The sequence below is a fragment of the Brachybacterium sp. HMSC06H03 genome, from assembly GCF_001807385.1.
GTDB lineage: Bacteria > Actinomycetota > Actinomycetes > Actinomycetales > Dermabacteraceae > Brachybacterium > Brachybacterium conglomeratum.
The window spans coordinates 1-11,649 of record NZ_KV788655.1; the positions used below are offsets into that span (position 1 = coordinate 1).

Here is an 11,649-nt window from a genome sequence, read left to right on the forward strand (position 1 = left end):
GGGCCACGTCCTCGCGACGTGGCCCGGGCCCTTCCGCATGCGCTCCGCGCCCAGTGACCGCGCCCTCCCGGGGCGCTGCGGGTGTGATCGTCGCGACGTGCAGATCACGGACCGGTCACGGCGCCGCGAAAGGGGAGGTCCACGGTGGGTCGAAGTGCCCGCACCGCCCGTCGGACGCCGTATGATGACGAGGTGCCGTCAAGTGACGGGCCTTCCCGGGTCCGCCACGGCTCGCTCCTCAGGGGTGGGCGCGGCACTGTGGGTGTGTTCAGCCCACGTCAGTACCAGCTCCGCGCCGCGGAGCCGCCCCGGAACCTCCGTCCGGGTCGGCGACGAGGGCAGGAGACGACGAGCGGAAGGTCATCCCCTGTGATCCCCCAGGTCCCCAAGCGCGCGCGGCGCGGCCGTCGCGCAGCGGCAGTCGGCCTCGCCCTGGCCACACTGGTCCTCGCCGGTTGCACCCAGGCGCAGCAGCGCGGGTTCCTCCCCGGCCCCGACGACGGACAGGAGGTCACCAGCCAGACCGAGAGGATCACGAACCTCTGGGTCGGGTCCTGGTCCGTGCTGGTCCTCGTCGGCCTCGTCATCTGGGGCCTGACCATCTGGTGCGCGGTGGCCTACCGCCGCCGGAAGAACGACAAGGGCTTCCCGATCCAGCTGCGCTACCACGTGCCGCTCGAGCTGATGTTCACGCTCGTGCCCGTGGTGATGGTGCTGACGCTCTTCTACTTCACCCAGCGCGATGCCCGAGAGATCGAGATGCACGTCGCCGAGCCCGACGTGACAGTCAACGTCGTCGCCAAGCAGTGGAGCTGGGACTTCAACTACGTCGACGACAACGTCCACGAGCCCGCGGGCGTGCAGTCCTTCGCCACCGGCGAGCCCGGCGCCGCGGAGTCGCTGCCCGAGCTGTGGGTGCCCGTCGACCAGACCGTCGAGTTCCGCCTCGACTCGCGCGACGTCATCCACTCGTTCTGGGTCGTGGACTTCCTGTACAAGAAGGACATGATTCCGGGGCACACCACCAGCTTCCAGGTGACCCCCACGCGCATCGGCGAGTACTCCGGCAAATGCGCCGAGCTGTGCGGCGAGTACCACTCCGACATGCTCTTCACGCTGAAGGTCGTGTCCCAGGAGGACTACGATGCGCACATGGAGGAGCTGCGGCAGCAGGGCTACGAGGGCCAGCTCGGCGTGGACCTCAACCGCAACGAGGAGGAGTGGAGCATGCGCGAGAAGCATGACGACGCCGGTCCTCGCTACACCGAGGAGACCGCGACCAGCGGCAACGAGGGAGACGACCAGTGAGCACCGACGTCACCGCCTCGCCGACCACCACGGCGCCCGCGCGGTTCCAGGAGGAGCGCCCCACCACTCTGGGGAGCCAGTTCTTCAAGCTGCTGACCACCACCGATCACAAGCTGATCGGCATGATGTACATGGGCATGGCCTTCGCGTTCTTCGCGTTCGGCGGCCTGCTCGCGCTCGGCATCCGCACCGAGCTGTGGGAGCCCGGACTGCAGGTCGTGGTCTCCAAGGACCAGTACAACCAGCTGTTCACCATGCACGGCACGATCATGCTGCTGATGTTCGGCACGCCGTTGTTCAACGGCTTCGCGAACTATCTCGTGCCGCTCCAGATCGGCGCCGTGGACATGGCCTTCCCGAGGCTGAACATGTTCGCCTTCTGGATCACGCTGTTCGGCTCGCTCATCGTGGTGGCCGGCTTCCTCACCCCGCAGGGCGCCGCGTCCTTCGGCTGGTTCGCCTACGCGCCGCTGTCGGACACGACGTTCTCGCCCGGGCTGGGCGGTGATCTGTGGGTCTTCGGATTGGCGTTGCAGGGCTTCGGCACGATCCTGGGCTCGGTCAACTTCATCACCACGATCATCTGCATGCGCATGCCCGGCATGACCATGTTCCGCATGCCGATCTTCACCTGGAACACCCTGATCACCGGCGTGCTGGTGCTGATGGCCTTCCCGCCGCTGGCCTCCGCGCTGCTGGCGCTCGGCGCCGATCGCCGCTTCGACGCGAACATCTTCGATCCCGCCAACGGCGGTCCTGTCCTGTGGCAGCACCTGTTCTGGTTCTTCGGCCACCCCGAGGTGTACGTGCTCGCCCTGCCGTTCTTCGGCGTCGCCTCGGAGATCATCCCGGTGTTCTCCCGCAAGCCGATCTTCGGCTACAAGACCCTCGTCGGCGCGACGATCGCGATCGCGGCGCTGTCCGTGACCGTGTGGGCGCACCACATGTACACCACCGGCGCGGTCATGCTGGACTTCTTCGCCTTCATGACGATGCTGATCGCCGTGCCCACGGGCGTGAAGTTCTTCAACTGGATCGGCACGATGTGGAGGGGGTCGCTGACCTTCGAGACGCCTATGCTGTTCACGCTCGGCTTCCTCACCACGTTCATCTTCGGCGGCCTGACCGGCGTCATCCTGTCCTCGCCGGTGCTGGACTTCCACATCTCCGACACCTACTTCGTCGTCGCGCACTTCCACTACGTGATGGCCGGCACCGTGGTCTTCGAGATGTTCGCGGGCTTCTACTTCTGGTGGCCCAAGATGTTCGGCTACAAGCTCAGCGAGGGCATCGGCAAGCTCCACTTCTGGCTGCTGACCATCGGCTTCCACATGACCTTCCTGATCCAGCACTGGCTGGGTGTCGCCGGCGCACCGCGCCGCTACGTGAACTACCTCGCCGAGGACGGCTTCGACTGGATGAACCAGATCTCGACCGTCGGCGCGTTCATCATGGGCGTCTCCACGCTGCCCTTCCTCCTCAACGTGGTCCTGACCCACCTGAAGGGGAAGAAGGTCGAGGTCGACGATCCGTGGGGCTACGGCGCCTCCCTCGAGTGGGCGACCTCCTGCCCGCCGCCGCGCCACAACTTCCACTCGCTGCCCCGTGTGCGCTCCGAGCGCCCTGCCTTCGATCTCCACCACCCCGAGGTCGCGCTGCAGGACCACATGCTCGCGGAGGAGCCTCTCGACCACCCCAGGAGCAACTGACATGAGAGCAACCGCAAGGATCTTCTGGATCGTCGGCGTCTTCTTCCTGGTCGTCACCATTGCGTACGGCCTGCTGACGGGGTACTTCGAGCCCCTCGGCATCGAGACCGTCGGCTTCCCGGCGATGATCGCGCTGACCGGTCTGGCGTTCATGATCGCGATGACCGCCAGCCTCGCGGTCCGCAAGAACGACCTCGGTGCCTCCGACGAGGAGCACGGCGACCTCGAGAGCTCGGCCGGTGTGCAGGGCAGCTTCAGCCCCTACAGCTGGGCGCCCCTGTGGGCGGCCATCGGAGGCGCGCTGTGCTTCCTCGGAGTGGCCGCCGGCTGGTGGATCTTCGCCTTCGGCATCCTCTTCGCCGGCTACGGCGTCCTGCTCTGGGTCCTCGAGTTCTCCCGAGGCCAGCACGCCCATTGAGCCGGCGCCGCTCGCCTCGCTCCGAGGCATCCCCGGAAGGCCCCGCATCTCGGATGCGGGGCCTTCCTGCATCTCCGGCAGCGGGTGACGTCCCGGGGGCCGTGCCTGCTCCCGGTCGTGCCTGCTCGGACACATGCAGCAGACGGAGCGGTCGCGTCAGCCGGGGTCACGCATCGCCTGGGATGCTGCCATCTCCTGTGCTGCACGCACCGCCCGGCCCACACGGAGGACGTGCGGTCCGCACGTCCTCGATCGACGTCCTCGGTCTGGGTGCGTGCTCCACGTGGCGTGCGCTCTGCTCGTCGACGGCGGCCCTCCTCGACCTCCGGCACGGGCGGGCTTGCGCACGCAGGCAGTACACGAGCGCAGCACGATGTGCTCCATTGGCCGATGTTGCGAGGCACAGGGGAGGAGGGGAAGGGCGCCAGGACGTGTCGGCGGCCCTTGACCGGATGCGTACTCATGCCAGGTCGGCGTACGAGGTCAAGGGTTCAGGAGGAGCCGGTGGATGAGCCGTGCGTAGAGCTGGGCAGGACAGTGGTCAACGACGATACCGGATGGAACATACGAATAGCGTTGTGATGAGGGCGTCGTTACGGCATCCCGTCTTCGGCGGCATGGCCGCTGTGCACACAAGGGTGCAGGGCCTCGTGGTTCCGGAGCAGCCCGGTGCTAGCTTGGCCCTGGATGCCCTGTGCGTCGGTCGTCGCTTACGACCACGCGCCAGGTCTAGGGGCGCCGAGGGGCGTCTCGTGCAGTGCTACCTCACGACGATCAGGAGACGGACGAGATGATCAGCTCCAGCAGGACTCCCAGTGATCGTGCGAGAGCGCAGATCGCCCAGCTCTTCGGCGGCGAGCAAGGAGAGGAGCGTGCCGTCGCATGGGCCCGCGGTGTGCTCGAGCACGCGGGGCTGGACGCCTCGACGGCGCCTCTGCGGTCGATGCGTGCACTGCGGCGCGCGGAACGGCGCCTGGGACTCGTCGCCGGCCGCTATCTCGTCGAGGCGGTCGCCGGTCGCTCCGAGGCGACAGGGCGCGCCGGCGTGGGAAGCCCCCTGACGGACTGACGACTCGTCGAGCCCGTGTCGGCGATCGCTGATGTCCGGCGGGCCTCGCTCGGAGCCGTCGCGTCGCCGCGGAGCGCTCAGGCCGCTTCGGGGCGGACGTATGAGCCGGGCTGGCGATCTGCTGCTGCAGCGGCCGGCGCGGGCACGAGGCCTTCCCTCCGCCCGTGCGACCGGCGCATCGCGGGGGAGGGGTCCGCTGCCGGGGGAGGGGGAGAACGCTCCGGGAGAGGCGGCGCCGACGGCGGGGCGTCAGGACGCAGAAGGAAGGGCCCCGAGGAATCCTCCTCGGGGCCCTTCCGTGATTGCCGTCCGGTGCGGTCAGCAGCGGGTCAGTGCATGACCTTCTCGGCCGGTGTGCGGTAGTCGCCGCCCGTGGCCTCGTCCACCAGATGCTTCTCGTGTCCCGCGTGCTCCATCGCCTCGCGAAGCGACGCCGGGGTGACCGGCTCGATGCGGTCCTTGAAGAAGAAGCTGGTGGCCTTGGCGCGCAGGGAGGAGACTCCCTTGCCCGCCTTGAGCGGACGGTAGTCGTCGTGGGCGACGAGCTCCCAGCGCTCGTACTCGTCCAGCGGCTCGTGGATCTCGATCATGTCGCCGGAGCCGGTGCGGACGATGCGAGAGGTCTCCCGGCCGTGCAGCACCAGATCGCGCTTCTGACGCTGGATCGAGAGGCACAGGCGCTTCGTGATGTAGAAGGCCAGCACCGGAGCCACGAAGAAGGAGATGCGGAACAGCCAGGTGAGGTCGTTGATCGAGAGCTGCAGGGCGATCGCGATGAGGTCGTTGGTCGCCGCCAGCGCGAGGATCAGGTACGACACGATCCATGCGACGCCGATGCCGGTGCGCACGGGGGCGTTGTACGGCTTGTCCGCGAGATGGTGCTCACGGTCGTCGCCGGTGACCCAGGACTCGATGAACGGGTAGAGGGCGAGGAAGGCGAGCAGCGCGCCGTAGATCGCCATCGGGATCAGCATGTTCAGCGAGATCACGTAGCCGAAGATCGTGAACTCCCAGCCCGGGATGAGGCGCAGGCCGCCGTCGGTCCAGAGCATGTACCAGTCGGGCTGCGAGCCGGCCGAGACGGGGGAGGGATCGTAGGGACCGTAGACCCACATCGCGTTGATCGAGGTGGTCGCCGAGATCAGCGTGATGATGCCGAAGACGAGGAAGAAGAAGCCGCCTGCCTTCGCGCCGAACACCGGCAGCACCGGGTGTCCCACGACGTTGCGGTTGGTGCGGCCCGGGCCCGCGTAGTGGGTGTGCTTGTGCACGACCACGAGCACGAGGTGGATCGCGATGAGGCCCAGGATCGCCGCGGGCACGAGCAGGATGTGGATCGTGAACAGTCGCGGGATGATGTCGGTGCCCGGGAACTCGCCGCCGAAGAGCAGCATCGACAGGTAGGTCCCGACGATCGGGATCGCCTTCATCAGGCCGTCGACCACGCGCAGGCCGTTGCCGGAGAGGACGTCGTCCGGGAGGGAGTAGCCGGAGAAGCCGGCGACCATGCCGAGCACCATGAGGGAGAAGCCGATGAGCCAGTTGAGCTCGCGGGGCTTGCGGAACGCGCCGGTGAAGAACACGCGGAACATGTGCACGAAGATCGCGACCATGAACACGAGCGCTGCCCAGTGATGCATCTGCCGGAACAGCAGACCGCCCTTGACCTCGAACGCGATCTCCATCGTCGACTCGAAGGCGCGGGAGACCGTGGCGCCCTGGAGCGCCTCGTACGGGCCGTTGTAGATGACCTCCTCCATGGAGGGGTCGAAGAACATCGTCAGGAAGACGCCGGAGATCAGCAGGATGACGAAGCTGTACAGAGCCATCTCGCCGAACATGAAGGACCAGTGGTCCGGGAAGACCTTGCGCGCGAAGAACTTCACGAAGCCGGCGCCGGAGAGGCGCTGGTCGAGGAAGTCGCCGCCCACCGCACCGAGCTTGAGGATGCGGGAGTCGCCGTCGGAAGACTGCTTCCGGGTGCTGGGAGTCGTGGTCGTCATGTGATCACTTGTCCTTGTGGATGTTCCAGAAGCTGGGGCCGATCGGCTCGGTGAAGTCGCCGGGGGCCACGAGATACCCCTCGGCGTCGACCTCGATCGGCAGCTGCGGCAGCGGGCGGTGGGCCGGGCCGAAGATCACCTTGGCGCCGTCGGTGACGTCGAAGGTGGACTGGTGGCACGGGCAGAGCATGTGGTGCGTCTGCTGCTCGTAGAGCGCGACCGGGCACCCGACGTGCGTGCAGATCTTGGAGAACGCGAGCACGCCCTCCACACCCATCGACATCGACTCCTCGTTCTTCGCGAGCTTGGGGTCGATGCGCACGATCACGGCAGCGGCCTTGGCGCGCTCCTCGAGGTGGTGCGGGGTCTCGTGGGTGAGGCCCTCGGGCATGACGTGGAAGATCGAGTTCATCGCGACGTCGGACAGCTTGATCGGCGTGCCGTCGTGGTCGCGGGCCAGTCGCTGGCCCGGGTTGTGGCCCCAGAAGGTGTGGTGGAGCTTGTTGCCCGGGAGCGGGCCCAGCGTCGACAGCGGGGCGAGCACGGCGATGGGCAGGGCCGCGAGGGCCGCCACCATCGCGGTGACCATGACGGGACGACGGCCGATGCCGGTCTCCGCCAGGCCGCCGGTGATCATCTGGGCAGCGGCCTTGCGCGTCTCGTCGGAGCCGCGGACGTCATGGCGCTCCTCGACCCACTCCTCGTCGGGCATGAGCGTCTTGGCCCAGTGCACCGCCGCGGCGCCGATGAAGAACACCGCGATCGCGAGGCCGAGGCCCGTGACGAGGTTGGACCACCACAGCGCGCGGGGAGTGCCCTCCTCCGCGAAGATGTTGGTGTCCAGCGGAGTGACGAGGAAGTACGCCGCGATGAAGATGACGGTCCCGACCACGCTGAGGAGGAACATGAAGGCGACGAGTCGCTCGGCGCGCTTCTCCGCAGGCTTGGAGATGTCGGTCTGACGGGGGGAGTGGGGAGGCAGACCCGGGTTGGGGAACCCGCCGCCCTCCTTGGGGGCGAGGGTGCTGACCCGGGTGGGGTAGCTGCCGTCGGGGTTGGTGTTCATGCTCGCATTCACTTGGCCTTCGCCCCCAGCCACACGGCGGTGCCGAGGAGCAGGGACAGGATGATCGTCCAGGCGTACAGGCCCTCGGTCACGGGGCCGAGGGAGCCCAGGGAGATGCCGCCGGGGGAGCCGGTCTCCTCGAGGGTCTCGAGGTAGGTGATGACGTCACGCTTGTCCTCGGGCGAGAGGTTGGTCTCGTTGAAGACCGGCATGTTCTGGGGACCGGTGTCCATGGCTTCGTAGACGTGCTTGCCCTCGACGCCGACGACCGGCGGAGCGTACTTGCCTCGGGTCAGCGCACCGCCGGCACCGGCCGCGTTGTGGCACATGGCGCAGTTGATGCGGAAGATCTCGCCGCCGCGCTCGGCGTCGCCCTTGCTGGTGTCCAGCCACTCCTCGTCCGGCACCGAGGGGCCGGGGCCGAGCGAGGCCACGTACGCGGCGAGCTGACGGGTCTGCTCCTCGTTCATCTGCTGCGGCTTCTGGCGGGCCTGGGCGCCCGAGGCCTGCATGGGCATGCGGCCCGTGCCGACCTGGAAGTCGACGGCGGCGGCGCCCACGCCGATCAGCGAGGGGCCGAGGGTGGAGCCGTCGGCATCCGTGAGACCCGCGGCGTCACGGCCGTGGCAGGTCGCGCAGTTCGCGAGGAAGAGAGCCTCTCCGGCCTCGACGTCGCTCTCTGTGTAGGCCTCGGCCTGGGCCGTCTGCGGCTGCAGGGCCGCGTACAGCCCGCCGGTCGCGACGAGCGCGAGCAGCAGGATCACGAGTAGCGCCATCGGGTGATGACGACGTGCGGCGAGAGCCTTCACGGTTCGGACCTCGATTCGTGGAGGGGGCGGACGGGGAGGGACAGGAGTTCAGGGGTGCGGTGGGGCCCGGGGGCCGCTGCGCGGATCAGAAGATCGTCCAGTCGAAGTCGACCGGGATGACGTGGCCGGAGGAGACGCCGGTCAGGATCGGGTCGAGCATGTACACGACGAAGAAGAGCACGATCCAGACGATGTCGACGAAGTGCCAGTAGTAGGAGATGCAGATCGCCGAGACCTGCTCGTGCGCCGTGAAGCTCTCCGCGACGTAGGCGCGCATCAGCACCATCAGGAACGCGACGAGGCCGCCGATCACGTGGAGGCCGTGGAAGCCCGTCGCGAGGTAGAAGATCGAGCTGAACGGCGAGGACGACAGGGTCACGCCGTGGTGGACGAGCTCCGTGTACTCGAAGGCCTGGCCCGAGACGAAGATCGCGCCGAGGATGAAGGTGAGCGTGTACCACTCGATCATCCCCCAGCCGGCGATGTTGAAGATCGAGCCCTCGCGGCGCTTGCGCGGCGCGAACGACTGGCCCCAGGGGAAGCGGCCCTCGGCGACGAAGACGCCGATCTGGCAGGTGACGGAGCTGAAGACCAGGATCGAGGTGTTCAGCAGCGCGAAGCCATGGGTGAAGTTCGACTGGCCCTCGGCGAAGGTCTCCGGCGCCATCGAGCGCAGCGTGAAGAACATCGCGAACAGGCCGCCGAAGAACATGAGCTCGCTGGCGAGCCAGACGAGGGTGCCGATCTGCGTCGGGTTCGGGCGGCCGACCGCTGGGGCGGCAGCGGGGGAGGAGCGCACAGGCAGAGTCGCAGTAGTCACGTCACCATTATGTCGTGTCGTCAGATTCGGTGTGTCGGTTCACGACGACCGAGCACATCGCGGGGCCTGCGCCCCGGGCGGACCGTGCCAGCATAGCCCTCCTGACGGCCTGTCACGAACCAGGACACGCGTCGATACGCCCAGGTGATCGGCCATGTGCGTGCGTCGTGACCGTTCCGTGATCCGATCCGTGACCAGGGCGACGGTGCACCCGCTCGCAGGTGCGATGATCGAGGCATGAGCGAGCAGACCCCGACCTGGTCCCGGCTCACCGCGCGCCTGGTGCGCGGCGAGCATCTCGAGCACGCCGAGGCGAGCTGGGCGATGGACGAGATCATGACCGGAGAGGCGGGTCCCGTCCCGCTGGCGGGCTTCCTCGTGGCGCTCCAGGCCAAGGGCGTCAGCAGCACGGAGCTCGAGGCCCTGGCCGATTCGATGGTCGCCCACGCCCGTCCCGTCGCGGTGGAGCGGCATGCGATCGACATCGTCGGCACCGGGGGCGACCTCGCGCAGACTGTGAACATCTCCACGATGGCCTCGGTGGTGATCGCCGCCTCCGGCCGCACCGTCGTCAAGCACGGCAACCGCGCCTCGACCTCCCGCTCGGGCTCGGCCGACGTGCTCGAGGCGCTCGGCGTCCGGCTGGACCTCCCCGTGCCCGAGGTCGAGCGCCTGGTCGGCGAGGTCGGCATGACCTTCCTCTTCGCGCAGGTGTTCCATCCCTCCATGCGCTTCGCCGCCGAGGCTCGCAAGGGCCTGGGCATCCCTACCGTGATGAACATCCTGGGACCGATCACGAACCCCGCGCGCCCGCTCGCGAGCGCGGTCGGGGTCGCCGATCCGGCCATCGCCCCGACCGTCGCCGGCGTGTTCGCCTCGCGCGGCACCAGCGCCCTCGTCTTCCGCGGTCAGGACGGCCTGGACGAGCTGACGGTGAGCGCCGCCTCGGACGTCTGGGAGGTCCGCGGCGGGGAGGTGCGCTCGCGCCTGCTGGACCCGACGGCGCTGCTGGGCATCCCCCGCAGCCCCCACGACGCGCTCCGCGGGGGTACGGCCGAGGAGAACGCACAGGTCGCCCGTGACCTCTATGCGGGGGCGAAGGACGGGCGGATGGGCCCGATCCGGGATGCGGTGCTGCTGAACGCCGCGGCGGGCATCCTCGCCCACGACGGCATCGGGCAGCCGGCCGCCGACTGCTTCGAGGACCGCTTCCGCGCCGCCCACGCAGAGGCGGTCTCCACGCTCGACAGCGGGGCGCCGGCGACGCTGCTCGCTCGCTGGGCGAGGGCGTCCCAGGAGTCGCTCGCCGCGAACGGCTGAGCGGACCGGGACGATCGGCCCACGCCGTCCCGGGACGGCCTCCGCCTGCGGGCGAGGTGCGATCGCCCAGGACGGCAGGGCCTCTCAGCCCTCGAGACCCAGGTCGAAGGCGGCGTCGAGGTCCCGCTTCGAGTAGGTCTTGAAGGCGATGTTGGTGGTGGTGTCCCGGACGCCCTCGACTCGGCTGAGCGAGCCGGCGATCACGCCGGCGAGGTCCTCGTGGTTCCGCACACGGGCCACCGCGATCAGGTCCACGTCGCCGGTGACTGAGTAGACCTGCTCGATCCCGTCGATGTCGACGATCGCCTCGGCGACCTCGGGGATGCGCTGGGGGTCGACGACGATCGAGACGATGGCGGTGATCATGGATTCTCCTTCGACGGGCGCGGGGGCGCCGAGCGGCTTCTCCCGTGAGCCTATTCCCCCGGGGCGGTCGAGGTCATGGCGAAGCGCCGGGCAAGGTGCTCCGCCTCGAAGCGGGCCCGGGCCGGCACCTGCCACGATCCCTCGCACAGCACCGTGCGCACGCCCTCGCCCTCGAGCCACCCCAGCAGGATCTCGGCCTCCTGGTGATACCCCTGGCACAGGGGCGCGGCGAGCTCGGCCTCGCCGGTCCCCGTCATCGCCAGGGAGCGGGCGAAGGGCAGGGGGTCCTTCGCCGCCGGCACCAGGGTGGTCCCGGAGAACCGTCCGTGGCGCACAGCCAGCAGCTCCCAGCCGCGTCCGCCGATCACGGCCTCGGTGCTGGGCCGGGCCGCGATGAGCAGCGGCACCTCCGCGAGGGCGCGCAGCCGGGAGGCGCGACGGGCGGCGTCCAGATAGGCGAGGACCAGTCGGCGCAGCTTCTCCGCCTCCTCGTAGCGTCCCGCGTCGACGTGGGTGCGCAGCCGGGAGGCGGCATGGTCGAGCACCTCGCGCGGGTCGGAGACCATGGCGCGGCGCAGCCGCTCGTGATGCCCGCTCGACGGGGCCGCGCCGCGCGCGGGATCGGCCTCCAGCGCGGCACCGCGCCCCATGACCGCGTCGGTGAGAAGCCCGCGCAGCGGCTGGGCGTCGTGCCGGGAGGCGAGGGGACCGATGTGCGCCGAGCCGTCGGCCTCCGTGCGGGCCAGCCGCGCTCCGCGCAG

General features: G+C 68.9%; 10 protein-coding genes and 1 pseudogene. 5 read left to right on the forward strand and 6 right to left on the reverse strand.

From position 1 onward, the window contains the following. The first annotated feature begins 369 nt into the window (after positions 1-369). The 4 genes from coxB to HMPREF3159_RS01570 all read left to right on the forward strand — a co-directional run bounded on the left by coxB (position 370) and on the right by HMPREF3159_RS01570 (position 4,504). Positions 370-1,308, forward strand: coding sequence for an aa3-type cytochrome oxidase subunit II (gene coxB / locus HMPREF3159_RS01555; protein ID WP_070499332.1), 939 nt, complete (start codon positions 370-372; stop codon positions 1,306-1,308). After that, positions 1,305-3,017: an aa3-type cytochrome oxidase subunit I gene (gene ctaD / locus HMPREF3159_RS01560; RefSeq protein ID WP_070499334.1), complete on the forward strand. Its 1,713-nt coding sequence runs from the start codon at positions 1,305-1,307 to the stop codon at positions 3,015-3,017. The genes coxB and ctaD overlap by 4 nt, the downstream gene beginning before the upstream one ends. Position 3,018: 1 nt before the next feature. Beyond that, entirely contained in the window at positions 3,019-3,435 is a 417-nt protein-coding gene (locus HMPREF3159_RS01565) for an aa3-type cytochrome oxidase subunit IV (protein ID WP_070499336.1), read from the forward strand. A 790-nt stretch (positions 3,436-4,225) separates the two neighbouring features. Next, positions 4,226-4,504, forward strand: a complete 279-nt coding sequence (locus HMPREF3159_RS01570; RefSeq protein ID WP_070499338.1) for a hypothetical protein — start codon at positions 4,226-4,228, stop codon at positions 4,502-4,504. Between the two features lie 329 nt (positions 4,505-4,833). On the opposite strand, the gene HMPREF3159_RS01575 is transcribed toward HMPREF3159_RS01570, so the two are convergent. The 4 genes from HMPREF3159_RS01575 to HMPREF3159_RS01590 form a co-directional block, all read right to left on the reverse strand. Then, positions 4,834-6,507 carry a cytochrome bc1 complex cytochrome b subunit gene (locus HMPREF3159_RS01575; protein WP_070499340.1) on the reverse strand — a complete coding sequence of 558 codons (1,674 nt, stop codon included), beginning with the start codon at positions 6,505-6,507 and terminating at the stop codon, positions 4,834-4,836. A 4-nt stretch (positions 6,508-6,511) separates the two neighbouring features. Next, positions 6,512-7,573: a cytochrome bc1 complex Rieske iron-sulfur subunit gene (locus HMPREF3159_RS01580; protein ID WP_070499342.1), complete on the reverse strand. Its 1,062-nt coding sequence runs from the start codon at positions 7,571-7,573 to the stop codon at positions 6,512-6,514. A gap of 8 nt (positions 7,574-7,581) precedes the next feature. Further along, the gene (locus HMPREF3159_RS01585; protein WP_070499343.1) at positions 7,582-8,382 is read right to left on the reverse strand and encodes a cytochrome bc1 complex diheme cytochrome c subunit; all 801 of its coding nucleotides are present in this window, start codon (positions 8,380-8,382) and stop codon (positions 7,582-7,584) included. An 85-nt stretch (positions 8,383-8,467) separates the two neighbouring features. Further along, positions 8,468-9,202 (reverse strand): aa3-type cytochrome oxidase subunit III, encoded by a 735-nt coding sequence (locus HMPREF3159_RS01590; RefSeq protein WP_083305743.1) that lies wholly within the window; start codon positions 9,200-9,202, stop codon positions 8,468-8,470. Between the two features lie 237 nt (positions 9,203-9,439). Here HMPREF3159_RS01590 and trpD point away from each other — a divergent pair, with 237 nt between their 5' ends. Continuing rightward, positions 9,440-10,522, forward strand: a complete 1,083-nt coding sequence (trpD, locus tag HMPREF3159_RS01595; protein ID WP_070499345.1) for an anthranilate phosphoribosyltransferase — start codon at positions 9,440-9,442, stop codon at positions 10,520-10,522. A gap of 84 nt (positions 10,523-10,606) precedes the next feature. On the opposite strand, the gene HMPREF3159_RS01600 is transcribed toward trpD, so the two are convergent. Next, positions 10,607-10,888: an Lrp/AsnC family transcriptional regulator gene (locus HMPREF3159_RS01600; RefSeq protein ID WP_010550590.1), complete on the reverse strand. Its 282-nt coding sequence runs from the start codon at positions 10,886-10,888 to the stop codon at positions 10,607-10,609. 50 nt (positions 10,889-10,938) lie between these two features. Continuing rightward, positions 10,939-11,649 (reverse strand): annotated as a pseudogene (locus HMPREF3159_RS01605) (DNA polymerase III subunit epsilon); the annotation flags it as partial.

Bases quoted from the DNA above. Each gene is read 5' to 3' on its own strand.
- HMPREF3159_RS01570 (WP_070499338.1), top strand. From the start codon at position 4,226: ATGATCAGCTCCAGCAGGACTCCCAGTGATCGTGCGAGAGCGCAGATC.
- HMPREF3159_RS01565 (WP_070499336.1), top strand. From the start codon at position 3,019: ATGAGAGCAACCGCAAGGATCTTCTGGATCGTCGGCGTCTTCTTCCTG.
- HMPREF3159_RS01580 (WP_070499342.1), bottom strand. From the start codon at position 7,573: ATGAACACCAACCCCGACGGCAGCTACCCCACCCGGGTCAGCACCCTC.
- HMPREF3159_RS01600 (WP_010550590.1), bottom strand. From the start codon at position 10,888: ATGATCACCGCCATCGTCTCGATCGTCGTCGACCCCCAGCGCATCCCC.
- trpD (WP_070499345.1), top strand. From the start codon at position 9,440: ATGAGCGAGCAGACCCCGACCTGGTCCCGGCTCACCGCGCGCCTGGTG.
- HMPREF3159_RS01575 (WP_070499340.1), bottom strand. From the start codon at position 6,507: ATGACGACCACGACTCCCAGCACCCGGAAGCAGTCTTCCGACGGCGAC.